The organism is Amycolatopsis sp. BJA-103 (assembly GCF_002849735.1).
GTDB lineage: Bacteria > Actinomycetota > Actinomycetes > Mycobacteriales > Pseudonocardiaceae > Amycolatopsis.
On the sequence record NZ_CP017780.1, the window covers coordinates 8,917,489 to 8,936,048 of the forward strand.

Here is an 18,560-nt window from a genome sequence, read left to right on the forward strand (position 1 = left end):
TGGAGACCGTGGATGGTCGTGGTGCTGTGCCTCGCTCTGTGATTAGTAGACAAAACGACATCTACAGAGCGCGCTTTGACCGCTACGCCTCGTGACGCCATGATGTTCGAAGCACCACCGAGCCAGAACCGCGCGAACCCCCTCTCCGCGCACCGGGAGTAATGCGATGATGACCTTGACCACCCTCGACACGCTGGCCGCCGGCGAGCTCGGCACCGGCAACGTCCGCACCTGGCTGATCGACAACATCATTCCCCTGGTGCTGCTGGCCGTCGCACTTCTGCTGCTGTGGCTGGGTGGCGGCAAGGGGGACAACGCTGGTGTCATGCGCCGTCTCGCCGGTGTCGTGATCGCGCTGGCGATCATCGGCCTCGCGGTGAGTGGTGCCGGAGTCAACGTGGGCCAGTGGATCGCCGGCCTCTTCACGGGCTGAGGCAGGGCCCGCGTTGCGTATCCGCACCGATGACGAGGTTTACCGGGTCGATGCCGTGTGGCTCGGCCCGCCGAAAGCGACTTTTCCCTGGAGAGCCCGCTACGTCGCGTGGCTCGTCGGTATCCCGGTCTTTTTGCTCGTGCTCACCGCCGAACGATGGGCGGGCTGGAGCTTCGGGTTCTTCTCGACCGCCTGGGCTTTCGTCGCCACAATCGTGATCACCAGATTGATCACGTCCAAGATCAGCCACGAGCGCCCGCTGGGCGCGGTGGCCGGGATGGCGGCGAAAGAGCTCAACTCACCTAGAGAACGGACCACGGGTACGGGCGGCGCGGCCAGCGCTTCCCGCGTCCGGGTGCGGGCGACCCGCCCGCTGCCGAAGCACCGCAGGAGACGGCAGTACCAGTACGACGGCTACGGCGGCGGCGCCGGAGCTCAGGGAACACCACGAGCGCGTCGGAGCCGCCCTGCGGCTCGGGCCGGGAGGTAGTCGTTGTTCGGTCGCGGCGGAAGCCGAGGAAAACGTGATCGAGACCTGCAGCAAGGGGCCTGGAACCCGCCCCAGCAGGTCCGCTCCGCGCAGCCCAAGAAGGCCGGCAAGGGGAGGCGGCTGCCCGGCGAGGCGGCCATACCCACCTATACCCCGTCCATCGCGGCGCGAAGCATCGACGGGCACCTGTTACGCACCGGTTATGAGGTCTACGCCTGGTACCGGCTCGCGCCGCAGCGCTGGTCGTTCCGGTCGGACTCGCAGCGCCGCGACCTGATCGCGGCCATCGCGGGGCAGTACGCGGAGCTCCAGGGCCGCTGGCTGCACCTGCGCGTGACCAACCGGCCGTACCCGATCCGCATGTGGGCCGAGGCCCACGTGCACAACGCCGTCGGCCGTCCCCAGGATGTCCCGGGCGCGCTGTCCTTCGACGACTACCTCATCGGCGAGCAGCAGCAGCTGATGGGCCGCTCGATGGCCGAAAAAGAGGTCTACCTCGGCGTCCAGGTGCAGACCAGGCGGATGATCGACCGCGCGGTCGAGAGCGCCGCCCCGGTGCTGCGCAAGATCCTGCCGGAGGCCGTCGACGCCGAACTGGCCGCGCTCGACTCCGAGGTCGAGCACCTCGACCAGGTGATCGGCTCGGCCGGGCTCGAAGGCCGCCCGGTGCACGCCGAAGAGATGTCCTGGCTGATGCACCGCTCGTGCTCGCTGGGCCTGCCCGCGCCGCGCAACATGCCCGCGGTCCCGGGCGCGGCCTGGGAGCCCGAGGACCTCGCCAGCTTCACCGACGCGGCGGACTTCCACGCAGAGCCGTACGCGCCGACGGTCACCGTGCGCGGCCGCACCGGCTCGAACGCCGGGGTTTCGCGGCATCTCGCCGTGCTCACCGTCGGCCAGATGCACGGCCTGCAGATCCCCGAGGTCGACGACCCGTGGATCCAGCACGCCGACCGGCTGCCCGCCGCGGTCGAGGTGTCCGCGCGGATCTACGTCCGGCGGCCTGAAGAGGTCGCCGGTGAGCTGCAGCGCCAGATGAACAAGGTGCGTTCGCAGGTCAAGCACTACACCGACGAGCACGAACTGGAACCGCCGCAGTCGCTGGCGCGCCAGGCGGGCCGGGTGCTGGAGATCGACGACGAGATGACGTCGGGCTTCACCGCGCTGGCCACCCGCGTCCGCTCCTGGTGGCGGCTGGCCGTGTCCGGGCCGACCGAGCGTGACGCGTTGCGCCTGGCCCAGCAGCTTCTCGACCTCTACAAGCCGAAGATCGCCGTCGAGCATCCCGAAGCCCAGTACGCGCTGGCCCGGGAGTTCATCCCCGGTGAGCCGCTGGCCTCGGCGGCATACATGCGCCGCGGTTCGGTCGTGTGGGCGTCCTCGTCGGTGCCGACGGCGACGGCCGAGGTGGGCGACCGCCGCGGCATCCTGCTCGGCGAGACCGTGACGGCGACCCGGCGCCCGGTGGCGTGGGACCCGTGGATGGCGCAGGAGATCCGCGACGGTTCGGGTCTGACGGCGATGGTCGCCGGGCTCGGTGGCGGTAAGTCGTTCCTCGGCGGCGGCATTGTCTACAAGACGCTCCGCGCGGGCGCGCACTGGACGATCCTCGACCCGTCCGGCCCGCTTTCGCGGCTGTGCGATCTGCCCGAGATGCGGCCGTACGCGCGGAACATCAACCTGCTCAACGCGCAGCCCGGCATCCTCAACCCGTACCGGGTGGTCGCCGAGCCGCAGATCGAGCACTTCATGGACGAGGAAGACCCCGAGCGCTCGTGGCGGCGGGAGAAGGCCCTCGCGGGCGCCACGCGCCGTCGTCTCGTGCTCGACGTCCTCACCGGCGTCCTGCCGTACGAGGTCTCGCGGATGGCGCAGACCCGGATCGTGTTGCTGCGCGCCGTCCGCGCGGTCGGTGGCCGGTTCGAAGCCGACCCCGGCCAGGTGATCGACGCGCTGCGCCGCGACTCCAGCGAGCACCACGAGCACGCCGTCGTCGTCGCGGACTTCCTCGACGAGATGCGCGAGCGGATGGCGCTGCTCATCCCGGAGACCGACGCGGACCCGTACGCCGAGACCCGTGACGACCGGATGACCGTGCTGACCATGGCGGGGCTGACCCTGCCCAAGGACGGCGTCCCGCGCGAGTACTGGACGGACGCGGAATCCCTCGGCGTCGAGATGCTGAACCTCGCCGCGTGGCTGACGCAGCGGTCGGTGTACGAGAAGCCGAAGGAACTGCGCAAGGGCGTCTGGATCGATGAGGCGTTCTTCCTCTCCGAGGTCCCGACCGGTCGCGTGCTGATGAACCGCTTCGCCCGTGACTCGCGAAAGTGGAACGTCCGCGTGCTGCTGTCCTCGCAGATCCCCGCGGACTTCCTGAAGATCCAGGGTTTCGTGGCGCTGCTGGACTCGGTGTTCGTCGGCCGTCTCGACGACGACGACGCCCAGGCCGATGCGCTGCGCCTGCTCAAGGTCCCGGTCGGCGTCGGCTACGAGCAGGTGGTGGCCGCGCTCGGCCGCCGTCCCGGCTCGTCACGCGATCTGCAACGGGACGTCGAGCCCCGCCAGTTCATCTTCGGCGACGGTGCCGGCGGCGTGGAGCGGATCCGTGTCGACTTCTCCGGGCCGCATCTGGAGCATCTGCGCCGGGTCATGGACACCACGCCGGGCTCGCCCGACGCCAAGCCGTCCAGGCCGGGCAACGAACTCGCGGTCCCGCAGGAGAAGCAGTTCGTGGCGTCGCCACCGGAGGAAGACGACTTCGAGCTCGAAGAGGATCTCGAGCTCGCGGCCGAACTCGAGGTCGGCCTCACCGACGAGCAGATGCTCGGCGCCCCGGACCCACTGGCGGCAGAGACGGGCGAAGTACAAGGCGCCGTCCAAAATGGACACATCACGAACGGGGAAAAGGGCGAGCACGCGCGCGCCGGCAAGGGTGGCACCGGCAGGGATGCCGCATGAACACGGTGATCACGCTGGCGTGCGTCCTCGCGCTCGCCGCCGGCTGGCACGCGCTGCGCCGCCGCCTCAAAGAGGGGCCGCGGCCGGGCAAGAGCAGGCCCAGCCGCCGCGCGACGATGTTCGTCGTCATGCTGATCCTGGGGCTGCAGGCCGTGGCGACCGCTCCGGCGGCGTCGGCGGCCGCCTGTGGTGAAGCGCCGAACCCGGAACGGCCCGGCGCGGGCATGGTCGGCGCGCTCGACCCGCCCGCGACCGCTCGCGGTGAAGGCGGCAGCCCGTACAACGTGTACGGCTACGCGGGACACGTCTGGGACACCTACGAAACCGACTGTGGCCCGTTGGCCGGGATCACCTCGCCCAACTCGACGATCGACACCTGGGCTGGCAACCAGCTCTTCAACATCGGCAAGAACCTCGTCGGCGCCACGAACTCGCTGCACTACACCGTGCTGCAGGGAAGCCTGCTCAGCCCGTTGTACAACGCGGTCAAGGCCGGGGCCGAGAAGGTCTACAACAACATCTACGCCCAGTTGTTCGGCCTCGCCGCGCTGATCATGTCCATCATGTTGTTCCGCAACATCTGGCGTGGCGATCTCGCGGCGGTCAGCAAACGGGCGCTGTACGGGCTGGCCGCGGTCTGGCTGGCCGCGTCCTCCTTGGCGCTCTTGAGATTCCTCGATCCGATCGACAACGCGATCGTGCAGACCACGACCAACATCCAGGCCGGGTTCATCGACGAGCCCAAGACGCCACCGCCGACCCAGCCGCCCCCGCCCTCGGCACAACCGTGCCAGGCGACCCCGGAGGCAGTCGCGGCTCGCCAGCCGTGGGACCGGGTCCCGACCGAATTGCATTGCCGGGTCGTCTATGACAACTGGCTGCGCGGGGAGTTCGGCAGCCCGGACTCGCCGCAGGCGCTCCAGTACGGCCCGCTCCTGCTGGACGCGCGTGCCTTCACCTGGGGCCAGATCCAGCAGGGCGGCGACGCCGACACCGCGCTGGTGGACTCCAAGAAGGCGGCGTTCAAGGACATCTCGACCAAACTCGGCCCGGCGACGGGCTATTTCACGGGTGAGGACGGCAGCCGCGTCGGCGCCGGTTTCCTTTCCCTCGGCCAGGGAATCTTCTACTCGCTGTTCCAGTTGCTCGCGAAGGCGACGGTCCTGCTCGCGCAGGTGCTGATCAGGATCTTCGTCCTGACGGCTCCGCTGATCGGGCTGATCGCGCTGCTCCAGCCGCAGATCATGCAGCGCATCCTCAAGGTCGTCGGCGCGGTCGCCTTCAACCTCATGGTGCTTTCCGTGCTGGCCGGGGTGCACACGCTCCTGCTGGAAGCGATCTTCACCGCCGGGAACTCGCTTTCCCTGCTGACGAAGATGGCGCTCGCGGCCATCATCACCGTGTTGCTGTTCATGATCGGCCGTCCCGTACGACGACTGTGGCAGATGGTCGAGATGTCCGTCGGCATGGTCGGCGGCGCGGTGCCCTCGCCACGCGGCGGTCTCTTCTCCCGCTTCCGCAAGAAGAACAACGAGGCGACCCCGCAGGACGCGTTCTGGCAGAACGTCCGCGACACCGACGACGTCGTCGACGGCGACCTTCGCGGTCCTGTCGGCGCGACGGTCGGCGGCGGGCGGTTCCGGCCGGAGGCGACCATCTTCGCCAGCTCTCAGCGGCTCGACAACGGTTCCGGCGCGATCCGGCCCGCGGCGGCCTGGTCCGGGGCGCCGTGGCCGGGCGCGGTCGGCGGAGGTGGCGGCATGCCCGCGCTTCCCGCCGCCGGTGGTGGCGGAGGCGTTCCGGTGTTCGGCCAGTACAACCCGTCCGCGGGCACTCCCGGCGACTCCATGTTCACCTCCGGCGGGCGGAGCCCTGTCCAGATCCCGAGCCGCCGGGTCGACACCTCGCCGGTCGCCGACCGGCGCTGGAGCGACGAACCGGAGCCGGTCGTGGTGCCGTCGCGGATGAACTCCGCCGGTGGCGGCTACACGACGCCCGACTTCTCAGGCACCGTGCCGGTGCAACCGGGTCCGTCGTCGCCGCGTCCTCGCCGGGTCGATCCCGAGGTCGTCGCGGGCAAGCCGGTCTTCGTGCTGTACCGGCCGTCGCGCGGGCTCGAGGTCCGCGAGGAAGTCCGCGACACCGACCACGCCGTGGGTCGGTGATCCATGCCGATCCGGACCAACCGCGGGCGTACCGCGGTCTATCGCAGACTGTGGGGCTGGCCGTTGCGCTCGCCCCGGCATCTCATCGGCACGCTGGTCTTCCTCGCGGTGGTGCTCACCGCGGTGGGCATCCTGTTGCCCAAGGCCATCGGCAAACCGGGGCAGACGGCCACCGGGACGAGTTCCTCGGCGACCTCCACCTCACGTCCGGGCGTCGCGGCGCCGGTGACCGTGACGTCGACGCTGCCGCCGCGGCTGACCACCCAGCCGCCACCGTCTTCCGCACCACCTGACCAGAGCGGTGTCCGGGTCGCCAAGGAATGGGTGACGGCATGGGCGAACCATCCCGACGGTACGACGACCGAGCAGTGGCTGAACGGCTTACGGCCGTACACCACCGAGGAATACCTGGCCGGGGAAATGACGACGGTGGATCCCGCGAACATCACCGCCACGAAGGTGACCGGGGAGCCGCAGGTCGTGTCCTCCCTCGCCGGATCGATGGAGGTGGATGTCCCGACGGACGGGCCCAAGGTCCGGGTCACCGTCGCCAAGCTGAACTTCGGGTGGCGGGTCACCAAGTTCACGCAAGCGAGCTGACCCGATGAAGATCGGGATCATCGTCGGCGTGCTGATCGCCGCGGTCTTCGCCGCGGTGGTCACCACGAGCACGGTCTCCAAGGTGGTGACCGACCACATGGAGGCGCAGGCGGGCAGCGTCGTCAAGACCTCCTGTGACGCGTCGATCGGGCCGACCCTGCCCGGCCAGACCGATCGCGGTTCTTCGGACATCAACAAACTCGACGAAGAACAGCGGGGGATCGTCGCGCTGATCATCTCGATCGGCAAGCAGCGGACGCTGTCCCCGCGCGCGTGGCAGGTGGCGATCCAGGCCGGGATGACCGAGTCCAAGCTGCGGAACCTGACCCACGGCGACCGCGACTCGCTCGGCATCTTCCAGATGCGGCCGTCGATGGGCTGGGGCACCGTCGCGCAGGTCACCGACCCGCCGTACCAGGTCAACAAGTTCTTCGACGTGCTGCTCGCGGTGCCGGACTGGGAGAACATGCGTCCCGGTGACGCCGCCCAGCGGGTGGAGCGCTCCGGCTTCCCCGACCGGTACCACAACTGGGAGCCGATGGCGGCGCTCCTCGTGCAGAACGAGGGCCAGATCGTCGACGTCGTCGGCTGCGGTTCGAGCGTCGGCAGTGTGGTACCGCCGAGCCAGGCCGCCGCGCAGGCCATCAAGTTCGCGCTCGCCGAGCAGGGCAAGCCGTACATCTGGGGCGCCACCGGACCGAACAGCTACGACTGTTCCGGGCTGATGCTGCGGTCCTACGAGTCGGCCGGGATCATCCTTCCGCGGGTTTCCCGGGACCAGTACAAGGCGGGCGCGATGCTGCCGGTGCGCCAGGCGCAGCCCGGTGACCTGCTGTTCCTCGCCACCGTCCCGTCGAACCCGGCGACCATCCACCACGTGATGATGTACCTGGGTGAAGGCAAGATCGTCGAGGCTCAGCAGACCGGCGTCCCGGTGCACATCCGCGACTTCTCCTTCGACGAGGCCGAAGTGGTCGCGCAGGCGGTCCGCCCTGGCGTTTAGCATGGTGAACGCGTGGTTTCGCGACCGCGGGACCATCGGATTCACCCGAAGTGGCGGCCTGTCCACCGGCAAGCGGCCGCACACTGGCAGAGGATGAAGAACGTGGCACGGAAATTCGGAAGGCGAGGCAAGCCCGCGGCGGGAGGCGGCCAGGAGGTCGATCCCCGCGATCTTTTCGGTACCCCTCAGCCCGCGCGGCAGGCCGCCAGACCGGCGTCGAGCACGCCGCTGGCCGATCAGCTGAACCAAGGCTGGCCGGGAGTCGACCCCGGTTACGTCGTGTTGCCGAGATCGCTGGCCGAGGGGATGTCGCTGCCCTGGCAGCAGCAGATGGCCGCCCTGCTGGCCCAGTTCCACCACGAGAACGCCCACCTCGCGTGGCCGATCTACCGCGTCGTCCCGTCGCGCTACGAAAAGCTCGTCGACCTCGACGAGGAGCAGTTGGCGGAAGCCGGCTACCTGGTCGAGATGGACACCGAAGGCGAGATGATCTACCGCGAGCGCAGCGGACGGAAGATCGAGGACCCGGCGAGCACCACGGTGCTCGTGTCCTGCCTCGATCCGATCCCGAAGCCCGTGCAGCGTCAGGCGCCCCCGCCGCCTTCGCAGGCCGCGCCGCCCGTGACCGGGCAGCCGCCGCGCGCCCCGGCGCCGATGAACATCGGACCCGCGCCGGTGTGGCGCACGGTCGCCCCGCCCGCCGGGCCGCCCGCGCCGCCGTTGCCGGGAGGCCACGCGGCACCGCAGGCACCACCGCCCGCCGCGCCGCAGGCGCAGCCCCCGCTCTCTCCGCCGCCCATCCGTCCTCAGCCCGCGCAGATGCCGCCCCCGTCGGTGAGCGCGCCTCCGGCCACGCCGGAAACGCAGTCCGCCGCGCCACCCCAGGCCGAGCCGCAGCCGGAGTTGCCGCAGCCCTCGAGCCCGCAGCCCGTGAACCCGCCGCCTGCCGCCACGCCGCCTGCCACACCGCCGCCGGTCACGACTCCGCCGCCTGCCGCGATGCCGCCCAACGCGGCTCCCTTGCCGCAGCCGACGTCGCCGTCTTCGCCGCCGCAGGGCATCCCCGTCGCGCCGGAGCCCGCCACGCCGCCGCGCGGTCTTCCGCTGCACCGGGGCTGGTTCGACGAACTCGGCGAGAACGTGCCGGAAAGCTCGAAGGTGGACCAGCCCGAGGGCGGCGAGTTCGGCCCGACCGGTGATCCCACGGAGATCCCGTACCGCTACCGCAAGTGATGACAGGACGTCCGGGTGATGTCACGCTAGAGGTATGTCGAGCGACCCGAACCCGGATCAGGGCTGGTACTACAACACCAAGACGAACCAGGTCGAGCACCTGGAACGAGGCCGGAGCGTGGACCTCCTAGGCCCGTACCCGGACGAGGCGACGGCCAGGCGTGCCCTGGACATCGCCAAGGAACGCACGCGGCAGGCCGACGCCGAAGACTCCAAGTGGAACGGTGACTGAGCCACCCCGCAATCTCGCGGACGGCAGTCGAGTGGGGAGGATTTGGGACGTTGAACGTCTCAAATCCTCCCCACTCGCCCACATCGGCATCCAGAACAAGGTTTACAAGCTCACCGAGATGACGTCAGGATCCAGTGGGCAGGCAAATACAGGTCCACCAGAACCGCCCTTACCACTCACGAGTAGGTCAGGCGTCCTGCCGTGCCAGCACCGGGCCCAGCACGAACTCCGGATCCACCTGCGCCGTGAGGTCCTCCCCGGCCCGCCCGCTGCCCCAAGCCCGCGCGTTGCGCAGGTGGAACTCGACGCCCTGACGTTGATAGCGAGCCCAGTCCCGCTGCTCCGCGTCGACGGTCGCGAGCATCGACCCCAGCGTCCCGAGGTTGTGCGCCTCGAGTTCGCCGATCGGGCGGGCGCGGCCGCGTTCGGCGGCGCGGACGTGCCGCGAGTTCTCCATCCAGCCCAGCAGCGCTTCGCCGACCTCGTCGCGCAGGAAGTCGATGTCCTCGTCCTCGGTCACCTTGTTGCCCACGACGACCAGCCGCACGCCGAAGTCCCGCGCGTAGTCGGCGTACTGCCGGTACACGCCGACACTGCGCACGGTCGGCTCGCACACCAGGAACGTCACGTCGAACCGCGTGAACAGCCCGGACGCGAACGCGTCGGCACCGGCGGTCATGTCCATGACCACGTATTCGCCCGCGTCGTCGACCATGTGGTTCAGCAGCAGCTCCGCCGCGCCGACCTTCGAGTGGTAGCAGGCGACACCGAGGTCGTCCTCGTCGAACTGCCCGGTGACGCCGAGCCGCACGCCGCCGAACTCGCGGAAACAGGCCTGGAAGATCGGGTTGTCCTCGAACGGCCGGACCAGCCGTGACCCGCGTCCCGGCGGGGTCGTCTTGATCATCGAGGCCGCGTCGGCGATCCGCGGGTTGTCGCCGCGCAGGTATTCCTTGATCAGGCCCATGTTGTCGCCCAGCGTCGGCCACGCGATGGCCTCTTCCTCGCTCGCGCCGAGCGCGACGGCGAGGTGCTGGTTGATGTCCGCGTCGATCGCCAGTACCGGTTTCCCGCCGCCGGCCAGGTACGCGGTGAACAGCGACGCCAGCGTGGTCTTGCCACTGCCGCCCTTCCCGACGAACGCGATCTTCACGCCACGGCCCTTCCTGTCGTTTTGAAAAGGGTATCGGTTTTCATTTCGGCCGTAACGTACACCCGACCGGCCCGCGCCCGAACGGGCGATCACCGGGGCCGACTCGGGATAGGGTTGGGTGGTGCCTCCACTCGTGATCAGGACACACACGGCCGGAGGGGACTTCGGTCGCCTGCGAGCCGAGTTCTCGCTGCCGGAGTCGTTCGGGCCCGACGTGCTCGCCGAGGCGGAGGCGGCGGTCGTCGACCCGCTCGAGTCGGCCGGGGAACGCGAGGACGCCACCGGCCTGCCCTTCGTCACCATCGATCCGCCCGGGTCCAAGGACCTCGACCAGGCGGTGCTCATCGAGCGCGTCGAGGGCGGCGGGTTCCGGGTCCACTACGCGATCGCCGATCTGGCCGCGTTTATCCCGCCGGGTGGCGCGCTCGACAAGGAGGCGCGGCGCCGCGGGCAGACGCTCTACCTGCCCGACGGGAACGTCCCGCTGCATCCGCCGGTGCTGTCCGAAGGCGCGGCGAGCCTGCTGCCGGGGGAGACCCGGCCCGCCGTGCTGTGGACCATCGACGTCGACGCTCAGGGTGAACCGACCGCCACCAACGTCCGCCGGGCGCTGGTCCGGTCCACCGAACAGTTCGACTACGAAACCGTCCAGGCCTCGATCGACGCGGGGAACCCGCATCCGTCGGTCGCGGCGCTGCCGGAGCTGGGCCGCCTGCGCCGCGAGCTCGCGATCCGGCGCGGCGCGGTCGAACTGCAGCTGCCGGAGCAGGAGATCAGCGGGGATCCCGACGGCGGCTGGGCGCTGATCCAGCGGCCGCGCAACGACGTCGACGCGTGGAACGCCGAGATCTCGCTGCTCACCGGGATGGCGGCGGCGAAGATCATGATCGACGCCGGAATCGGTGTCCTGCGCACGCTGCCGCAGCCCGACGCCGAGGCGGTCGAATGGCTGCGCCGGTCCGCGCACGCGTTGAACATCGAGTGGCCCGAGGGCAAGAGCGCGTCGGAGTTCCTGGCCGCGCTGGATCCCGGTCAGCCCGCGTCCATGGCGCTTTTCGCCGACACCACAAGGCTTTTGCGCGGCGCCGGGTACACCGCGTTCGACGGCGAGCTACCCGCGCTGACCACGCACGCCGGGATCGGCGGCGCGTACGCCCACGTCACCGCGCCGATCCGGCGGCTGGTCGACCGGTTCGCCACCGAGATCTGCCTCGCCGTGAGCGCCGGCCGCGAAGTGCCCGCATGGGTCCGCGCGGCGCTCAAGGAGGTGCCGGAGCAGATGACCGCGTCCGACACGCTGGCGGCCAAGGTCGAACGGGCCTGCATCGACCAGGTCGAGGTCTGGGTGATGGCGGAGCACATCGGCGGCGAGTTCGGCGCGATCGTCCTGCGCGCGGAGGAGACCAAGGCCGAGATCCTGGTCGAGGATCCGCCGGTGATGTCCAAGTGCACCGGCGAAAAGCTGCCGGAAGGCGAGCGGATCCGCGTCCGGCTCACCGCGGTGGACGTCGACAAGCGGAAACTGTCCTTCGAGCGCGCATGATCGACGACCTCGGGGAAGTGGTCCCGCTGCAAGGGCCCGCGGCGCGGGTGGTTTCGCTCGTGCCGTCGCTGACCGAGGCCGTCGAGGTCAGCGCGCCGGGGCGGCTCGCGGGCGCCACGGACTACTGCACCCATCCGGTCGATCTGGACGTCCCGAGGGTAGGGGGCTCGAAGTACCCGAACGTGGACAAGGTGCTCGAACTCGCCCCGGATCTGGTGCTGGCCAACTCCGAGGAGAACCGGCCGGAGGACGTGGAACGCCTGCGCGCCAACGGGATTCCGGTCTGGGTGATGGAGGCGTCGGCGACCGTGCCGAGTGCGCTCGCCTCGATCCGGCGGATCCTGACGCAGGCCTACGACCTCACCGAGCCGGAATGGCTGGTCGAGGCCGAAGAGGTGTGGCGGGAGACCCTGCCGGAGCGCTTCCGCGCGGTGGTGCCGGTGTGGCGGAAGCCGTGGATCGTGCTCGGCCGCGACACCTTCGGCGGCGACGTCCTGCATCGCGTCGGAATCGGCAACGTCTACAAGGACGACGAGGAGCGCTACCCGCGTCCGAAGCTCGAAGAGCTCCAAGCGCGCTTCGCGGACGAAGAGGCGAACCTGCTCGTACTGCCCGACGAGCCCTACGAGTTCACCGCGGACGACGGGCCCGAAGCGTTCCCCGGCGCGAAGTACGTCCTGGTCTCCGGACGCCATCTCACCTGGTACGGCCCTTCGCTCGTCGAGGCCCACGCCGCCTTGCTCCGAGCCCTCGGCCTCGGCTGAAGCAAGGGACCTTTGCGCTCGCTTCTCTCAATGTCGAGACAAGCGAGAGCAAAGGTCCCTTGCTCCCCTGGAGGGGATTTCAGCTGGTCAGAGGGTCAGGCCGGTGAGGACGGTGACACGTTCCTCGGTGAAGTCGGCCATCGCGGAAGCCGGGCCTTCACGGCCGACGCCGGAGTCCTTCACGCCGCCGTAAGGCATCTGGTCGGCGCGGAAGCTCGGCACGTCGCCGACGAGCACGCCGCCGACGCGCAGCTTCGCGGACACGTCGAACGCCGTCGGCAGGTCGCGGGTGAACACGCCCGCCTGGAGCCCGAAGCGCGAGTCGTTGATCCGGCGCACGCCGTCGTCCACCGATTCCACGCGCGTGATCGACACGACCGGCCCGAAGACCTCGTCGGCCATCACCGACGCGTCCTCCGGCACGTTCGCGAGGACGGTCGGCTCGACGGTCGCGCCGTCACGCTTGCCACCGGTCAGCAGCTCGCCACCGGCGTCGACGGCCGCGGCGACCCACGACTCGACCCGCTCGGCGGCGGCGGTGTTGATCAGCGGCCCGACGTCCACGCCGTCCGTCCGCGGGTTGCCGGTCCCGAGCGCGCGCACCTGCTCCAGCACCTTCGCGCGGAGCTCGTCGTAGACATGGGCGTGCGCGTACACGCGCTGCACCGAGATGCACGACTGCCCGGCCTGATACATCGCGAAGGTCGCGATCCGCTGCGCCGCGAAGTCCAGATCCGTCCAATCAGGACAGACCAGCACCGCCGCGTTACCACCGAGTTCGAGCGCGACGTGCTTGCGCGGCACGCTGTCGCGGATGCCCCAGCCCACCGGCACGGAGCCGGTGAACGACACGACCGGCAACCGCGGATCCGAGACCAGCTTCGCCGATTCCTCGTTGCTCACCGGCAGGATCGACCAGCTTCCGGCGGGCAGATCGGTCTCGGCGAGGATCTCGCCGAGCAGCAGCGCGGTCAGCGGCGTCGCGGGCGCCGGCTTGAGCACGATCGGCGCGCCGACCGCGATCGCCGGGGCGACCTTGTGCGCCACCAGGTTCAGCGGGAAGTTGAACGGCGTGATGCCCAGCACCGGGCCCTTCGGCACGCGGCGCACCAGCGCGAGCCGCCCGGTGCCGCCCGGGTCGGTGTCGAGTCGCTGCAGGTCACCGGAGAACCGGCGGGCCTCCTCGGCGGCCCAGCGGAACGTCGACGCCGCGCGCCCGATCTCGCCGCGCGACCACTTCAGCGGCTTGCCCGACTCGGCCGTGATCAGCTGTGCGATCTCTTCGGACCGTTCACCCAAAACCCGGGACACGTGGTCCAACGCGCCTGCCCGCACGTGGGCGGGCAGCGTCGCGTACTCGTCCTGGACATCGTGCGCGGCCTGGACGGCGGTCTCGATGTCCGAAGTGGACGGAACGTGGTGCGAGCCCGCCTCGCTTCCGTCGAAGGAGTGACGGACGACGACGGTCTCGTCGCTGGTGACCGGTTTTCCGGCCACCCAGTAAGGAAAGGTGGTCACAGCGAAGCCTCCGTACGGACAGCGTGCTCCAGGACCGACAGGCCCTCTTCGAGCAGTTCGGTGGACAGGGACAGCGGCGGCAGCAGACGGACGACGTTGCCGTAGGTGCCGCAGGTGAGGACGACGACCCCGGCCTGGTGACAGGCCTGCGCGACCCGTTTGGTGAGGTCGGCGTCGGGTTCGGTGGTGCCCGGCTTGACGAACTCGGCCGCCAGCATCGCGCCGCGGCCGCGGACGTCGCCGATCACGCCGGTCTCCTCGGCCAGCGCCCGCAGACGCGGCAGCACCGTGTTCTCGATGCGCTTCGCCGACGCCGCGAGGTTCTCCTGTCGCATGACCTCGATCGAGCCGAGCGCCGCGGCACACGCGATCGGGTTACCGCCGTAGGTCCCGCCGAGCCCGCCCGGCGGGACGGCGTCGAGCAGTTCCGCGCGGCCGGTGACGGCGGCGAGGGGGAGACCGCCCGCGATGCCCTTGGCGGTGGCGATCAGATCCGGCACGACCTCCTCGTGCGCGGACGCGAACCACTCGCCGGTGCGGCAGAACCCGGTCTGCACCTCGTCGGCGACGAACACGACGCCGTTCTCGGTGCACCAGCGGGAAAGCGCGGGCAGGAAACCGGGAGCGGGCTCGATGAACCCGCCCTCACCCTGCACCGGTTCGAGGACGACGGCCGCGACCTGGTCGCCGCCGATCTGCTTCTCGATGCGGTCGATGGCGATGCGCGCCGCTTCGGGACCGGACAGGCCGTCGCGGTACGGGTACGACCCCGGCACCCGGTAGACCTCGGGCGCGAACGGGCCGAAACCGTGCTTGTACGGGATGGACTTCGCGGTCAGCGCCATCGTCAGGTTGGTGCGGCCGTGGTAGGCGTGGTCGAACACGACGACGGCCTGGCGACCGGTCGCGGCGCGGGCGATCTTCACCGCGTTCTCGACGGCCTCGGCACCGGAGTTGAACAGCACCGAACGCTTCTCGTGGGTGCCCGGCGTCAGCTTGTCGAGTGCTTCGCAGACCTCGACGTACCCCTCGTACGGCGTGACCATGAAACAGGTGTGCGTGAACAGGCCGACCTGCTCGCGGACGCGGTCCACGACGGCGGGGGCGGCGTGGCCGACGTTGGTCACCGCGATGCCGGAACCGAAGTCGATGAGGACGTTGCCGTCGGCGTCGGTGAGCAGGCCGCCTTCGGCCGAGGTGATGTAGACGGGCAGCACCGAACTCACGCCCGCGGCGACGACGCCGGCGCGGCGTTCCTGCAGGGCGCGCGAGGCGGGGCCGGGGATCTCGGTGCGCAGCCTGCGCTGGGTTTCGGTGGTGGCGGTCACGGCCAAACTCCTGCGGGCGCGAGGGACGGGGTCGCCCTCCAGGATGAGAGCCGGAGCGGGCCGCGTCAGCTCGACATCTTGTCCATATCGAGGCGTAGAATTGGACAACATGGCACTGACGCTCCGCGCCCTCGCGGCCGAACGACCGCTCGGCCTGCGCGTGCGTGCGGCCGAAAGCGGGCTCGACCGGCCGATCGGCTGGGTCCACCCCACCGAACTGACCGATCCGCAGGCCTTCCTCGAAGGCGGCGAGCTGCTCCTGACCACCGGCCTCTCGCTCGATGAGACCACGGCGCCGGAGTACATCCGGAGACTTGTCGACGCGGGCGTGGCGGGGCTCGGTTTCGGTGTCGGCCTCAGTCACGAGAGCATCCCTCAGTCCCTTGTGGACACCGCTGAGGAGGTCGGGCTCCCGGTTCTCGAAGTGCCGAGGAAGACGCCGTTCATCGCGATCACGCGCGCGGTCTCCCGCGCGGTCGCCGCCGACGAGTACGCGTCGCTCGTCCGCACCGGCAAGGGGCAGCAGGAACTGACCAGGACCGCCGTCGGCAAGGGCGGTCCCGGCGGGGTCGTCCGGAAACTGGCGAAGCTGGTCGACGGCTGGGTGCTCCTGCTCGATTCGGCGGGCCGGGTCGCCGAAGCGGCACCTGCCTCCGCTCGCGACTCCGTCGACGACGTGCGAGAAGATCTCGCGCGCCTGCGTGCGGGCACGCTCGTGACGGCGGTGGGGGAGTATGAGGTCGTCCTGCAGACGCTCGACACCCGCGCGCGCGGCGTGCTCGTCGTCGGGACCCGCGGGCCGCTCGACGCCGCGGGGCAGCACATCGTCAACACCGCTGTTTCCCTACTTTCCCTTGCGCTGGAACAGAATCGTGAACACGTGGCTGCTTTGCGGTACTTGCGCACCGGGTTGTTCGACCTCCTGGTGAGCGGGCAGGACGAGATCGTGACGAGTGCCCTTTCCACGGTTTGGGGAGATGCTCCGGACGCGCCCTGGCGGGTTCATGCCTTCGTGGGGCCGCCGGGGGCGAGGCAGGCGTTGCACGCTCTGCTCGAAGCGGAAACCGAGGCGCACGAGGTGTTCTTCGCGCACTCGGGCACCGCGGTGATCGCCGCGACGGTCGCGGATCCTCGCGTCTCGGAGCGGGTGGTGCGGCTCGCGGCCCGCGTCAGCGGTCTGCACGGTGGCTCCTCCGAAATCATCGGCATCGCGGAATTCGCGTTCGGGGTCCGCCAAGCCGAGCAGGCGGCAGGGGTGGCGAAAGCCAGGGGAGTGGAGTTCGTCCCCTATGCCGACCATGCCGGGCGCGGCTTCCTGGAACTGGTCGATTCCCAAGCGGCGCAAGCGTTTTCGGACAGCCTGCTGGCGCCGTTGCGGCAGCACGACGAAACCGGCCGGGGCGAACTGGTCGCCTCACTGACCTGCTGGCTCGAACACCACGGTCACTGGGATCTGGCGTCCGCGCGGCTCGGCGTGCACCGGCACACCCTGCGCAACCGCGTGCGCAAGGTCGCCGACCTGACCGGTCGCGACCTCGATTCCCCCGGTGTGCGCGCCGAATTCTGGCTCGCGCTGCAGGTCAGCGCTCGGACCTGACCAGCGCGATCGGGGATTCCCCGCACCGCCGCAGCGTCGCGCCGCTCTCGGTGGTGACCGGTTCCGCGCCGGACGACCACCACGCCGGGACGTCGACATCGCGCACCAGCGAACCGGTGGCCTGGCGCGCGTTGTTCGACACGATCACCCGGCCTTGGGCGTTGACCAGCGCCGCGCGGCCGCCGAGCGCGCGCAGCTTCGGCTGCAGCAGGCGCTCGACCTCGCGTACGTGGATGTCCGCGCCGACGACGCCCGCGAACGAGCCGTTCCGCTGGACGGGGACGGTGAACGTCAGCGTGTACTCGTCGGTGCAGAGGTAGTCGACGTACGGGCCGTTGATGTGACGGCGGCCGGTGTCACGCGGGACGGTGAACCACGACTGCCGGGTGTAGTCGAGGAAGTTGTCGCTGGCCGGATCGAGGCTGATGACCAGCTGGGCGGGTTCGGCGTCCCCGGTCTCGGTCCACCAGTCGAAGCCGAACTCCTGATCGGCCAGCGCGTTCGGCGCGCTGATGAACCCCGCGCCGACGACCAGGCCGCCGAGAACGTCGAAGACCTGCGGCCGGAGCCGGGTCAGGTCGTCGGCGGTGGCATCGGCGGACGCGGCCAGCAGCCCCTCGGCACCGGACAAAACCGGCTTCAGTCTGCCGAAGACGTCCTCGACCAGGGCGGATACCTGCTCGACGACCTCGGAACCGGCGGACGGTGTGTCGTTCACGATGCTCACCTCGGATGCGCGGATGCCGCAGCTTAAGGGGCCAGAAGGTCCAAATGCACGTCCGCCAGCCGGTCTATCGCCTCGAGGATGTGCTCCTCGGTGAGTTTCCTGGCCAGCTCGCCGTCGCCCAGCGCGATGGCGGCGGTGATCGCGCGGTGTTCGGCGTAGGCGTTCTCCCGGGTGCCGTGCGGCTCGAGCGGCAGCCACAGCAGCCCGCCTCGCTCACTCTGCAACTGCACTTCCTCCCTGGTCAGTCGCGGCGACTGCGCGGCCGCGGCGACTTCGAGGTGGAACTGGCGTTCGGCGCGCGACGCTTCCGCGCCGGTCGCGATGCGGATGTCCTCGGTCGCCAGCTCGAGCCGCTCGATGTCCTCGGGCGAACTCCGCTCGGCGGCGAGTTTGGCGGCGGCGCCGGCGATGGCGAGGTAGTGGTCGCCGACGTCGCGAAGATCCGACAGCGAAACAGTGCGAAGGCGTTCTCGCCACGAAGCGGCCGAAGGGTCTACGGGCGTCTTCACGAAGCTTCCGCCGCCTCGGCCGCGTCGCGTCTCGACAAGGCCCTGCTGCCGCAAGGCCACGAGCGCTTCGCGAACGGTCACGGTGGATACGCCGAACTGGGCGGCCAGTTCGGCTTCGCTCGGCAGCTGTTCCGAGTCGGCCAGCAGTCCGAGCGTGATGGCGTCGACCAGCCGCGCGGTGACCGCTTCCGCCCGGCCGATCTGGTCGAGTGGCGCGAACATCGCTGACCGCGCGCTGTGCGACATCCCCTTACGCATGGTGGCCCTTCGCCCGTACCGCTACCCGATGGAACCAATCTTGCCC

The 18,560-nt window shown here is 70.0% G+C and carries 16 protein-coding genes; 11 read left to right on the forward strand and 5 right to left on the reverse strand.

Going from position 1 to position 18,560, the window contains the following annotated elements:
- Positions 1-166: 166 nt before the first annotated feature.
- The 8 genes from BKN51_RS40495 (at position 167) to BKN51_RS40530 (ending at position 9,117) form a co-directional block, all read left to right on the forward strand.
- On the forward strand, positions 167-433 hold the full coding sequence (locus BKN51_RS40495; protein WP_005166545.1) for a hypothetical protein: 267 nt from the start codon (positions 167-169) through the stop codon (positions 431-433).
- Between the two features lie 13 nt (positions 434-446).
- Positions 447-923 carry a hypothetical protein gene (locus tag BKN51_RS40500; RefSeq protein WP_101612583.1) on the forward strand — a complete coding sequence of 159 codons (477 nt, stop codon included), beginning with the start codon at positions 447-449 and terminating at the stop codon, positions 921-923.
- A gap of 3 nt (positions 924-926) precedes the next feature.
- Positions 927-3,884, forward strand: a complete 2,958-nt coding sequence (locus BKN51_RS40505) for an ATP-binding protein (protein ID WP_101612584.1) — start codon at positions 927-929, stop codon at positions 3,882-3,884.
- Positions 3,881-6,049, forward strand: a complete 2,169-nt coding sequence (locus tag BKN51_RS40510; protein ID WP_101612585.1) for a hypothetical protein — start codon at positions 3,881-3,883, stop codon at positions 6,047-6,049. Before BKN51_RS40505 ends, BKN51_RS40510 begins: the two co-directional genes overlap by 4 nt.
- A gap of 3 nt (positions 6,050-6,052) precedes the next feature.
- Positions 6,053-6,649, forward strand: coding sequence for a hypothetical protein (locus BKN51_RS40515; RefSeq protein WP_101612586.1), 597 nt, complete (start codon positions 6,053-6,055; stop codon positions 6,647-6,649).
- 4 nt (positions 6,650-6,653) lie between these two features.
- Positions 6,654-7,652: a C40 family peptidase gene (locus BKN51_RS40520; protein WP_101612587.1), complete on the forward strand. Its 999-nt coding sequence runs from the start codon at positions 6,654-6,656 to the stop codon at positions 7,650-7,652.
- 93 nt (positions 7,653-7,745) lie between these two features.
- Positions 7,746-8,885, forward strand: a complete 1,140-nt coding sequence (locus BKN51_RS40525) for a hypothetical protein (RefSeq protein WP_410663164.1) — start codon at positions 7,746-7,748, stop codon at positions 8,883-8,885.
- 34 nt (positions 8,886-8,919) lie between these two features.
- Entirely contained in the window at positions 8,920-9,117 is a 198-nt protein-coding gene (locus BKN51_RS40530; protein WP_101612589.1) for a hypothetical protein, read from the forward strand.
- Positions 9,118-9,304: 187 nt separating this feature from the next.
- On the opposite strand, the gene BKN51_RS40535 is transcribed toward BKN51_RS40530, so the two are convergent.
- Positions 9,305-10,270, reverse strand: a complete 966-nt coding sequence (locus tag BKN51_RS40535) for an ATP-binding protein (RefSeq protein WP_101612590.1) — start codon at positions 10,268-10,270, stop codon at positions 9,305-9,307.
- Between the two features lie 133 nt (positions 10,271-10,403).
- On the opposite strand from BKN51_RS40535, the gene BKN51_RS40540 reads away from it, so the two are divergent.
- A complete protein-coding gene (locus BKN51_RS40540) occupies positions 10,404-11,813 on the forward strand; it encodes an RNB domain-containing ribonuclease (protein ID WP_101612591.1) in 1,410 nt (469 codons plus the stop codon).
- The gene (locus BKN51_RS40545; protein ID WP_101612592.1) at positions 11,810-12,577 is read left to right on the forward strand and encodes a helical backbone metal receptor; all 768 of its coding nucleotides are present in this window, start codon (positions 11,810-11,812) and stop codon (positions 12,575-12,577) included. The genes BKN51_RS40540 and BKN51_RS40545 overlap by 4 nt, the downstream gene beginning before the upstream one ends.
- Before the next feature lie 87 nt (positions 12,578-12,664).
- On the opposite strand, the gene BKN51_RS40550 is transcribed toward BKN51_RS40545, so the two are convergent.
- The gene (locus BKN51_RS40550; RefSeq protein ID WP_101612593.1) at positions 12,665-14,095 is read right to left on the reverse strand and encodes an aldehyde dehydrogenase family protein; all 1,431 of its coding nucleotides are present in this window, start codon (positions 14,093-14,095) and stop codon (positions 12,665-12,667) included.
- Entirely contained in the window at positions 14,092-15,423 is a 1,332-nt protein-coding gene (gabT, locus tag BKN51_RS40555) for a 4-aminobutyrate--2-oxoglutarate transaminase (RefSeq protein ID WP_168214506.1), read from the reverse strand. Before gabT ends, BKN51_RS40550 begins: the two co-directional genes overlap by 4 nt.
- Positions 15,424-15,532: 109 nt before the next feature.
- Here gabT and BKN51_RS40560 point away from each other — a divergent pair, with 109 nt between their 5' ends.
- Positions 15,533-17,020, forward strand: coding sequence for a PucR family transcriptional regulator (locus BKN51_RS40560; RefSeq protein WP_168214507.1), 1,488 nt, complete (start codon positions 15,533-15,535; stop codon positions 17,018-17,020).
- Here the strand turns inward: BKN51_RS40560 and BKN51_RS40565 are convergent.
- Complete coding sequence (locus BKN51_RS40565; protein ID WP_101612596.1) at positions 17,004-17,738, reverse strand: cache domain-containing protein; 735 nt, start codon at positions 17,736-17,738, stop codon at positions 17,004-17,006. The two genes, BKN51_RS40560 and BKN51_RS40565, sit on opposite strands and share 17 nt — an antisense overlap.
- Before the next feature lie 32 nt (positions 17,739-17,770).
- The gene (locus tag BKN51_RS40570; RefSeq protein WP_101612597.1) at positions 17,771-18,514 is read right to left on the reverse strand and encodes a FadR/GntR family transcriptional regulator; all 744 of its coding nucleotides are present in this window, start codon (positions 18,512-18,514) and stop codon (positions 17,771-17,773) included.
- Positions 18,515-18,560 lie beyond the last annotated feature (46 nt).

Excerpts from the sequence above, each read along its gene's own strand:
- BKN51_RS40495 (WP_005166545.1), top strand. The coding sequence starts at position 167 with ATGATGACCTTGACCACCCTCGACACGCTGGCCGCCGGCGAGCTCGGC.
- BKN51_RS40510 (WP_101612585.1), top strand. The coding sequence starts at position 3,881 with ATGAACACGGTGATCACGCTGGCGTGCGTCCTCGCGCTCGCCGCCGGC.
- BKN51_RS40515 (WP_101612586.1), top strand. The coding sequence starts at position 6,053 with ATGCCGATCCGGACCAACCGCGGGCGTACCGCGGTCTATCGCAGACTG.
- BKN51_RS40520 (WP_101612587.1), top strand. The coding sequence starts at position 6,654 with ATGAAGATCGGGATCATCGTCGGCGTGCTGATCGCCGCGGTCTTCGCC.
- BKN51_RS40525 (WP_410663164.1), top strand. The coding sequence starts at position 7,746 with ATGAAGAACGTGGCACGGAAATTCGGAAGGCGAGGCAAGCCCGCGGCG.
- BKN51_RS40530 (WP_101612589.1), top strand. The coding sequence starts at position 8,920 with ATGTCGAGCGACCCGAACCCGGATCAGGGCTGGTACTACAACACCAAG.
- BKN51_RS40545 (WP_101612592.1), top strand. The coding sequence starts at position 11,810 with ATGATCGACGACCTCGGGGAAGTGGTCCCGCTGCAAGGGCCCGCGGCG.
- BKN51_RS40560 (WP_168214507.1), top strand. The coding sequence starts at position 15,533 with ATGGCACTGACGCTCCGCGCCCTCGCGGCCGAACGACCGCTCGGCCTG.
- BKN51_RS40570 (WP_101612597.1), bottom strand. The coding sequence starts at position 18,514 with ATGCGTAAGGGGATGTCGCACAGCGCGCGGTCAGCGATGTTCGCGCCA.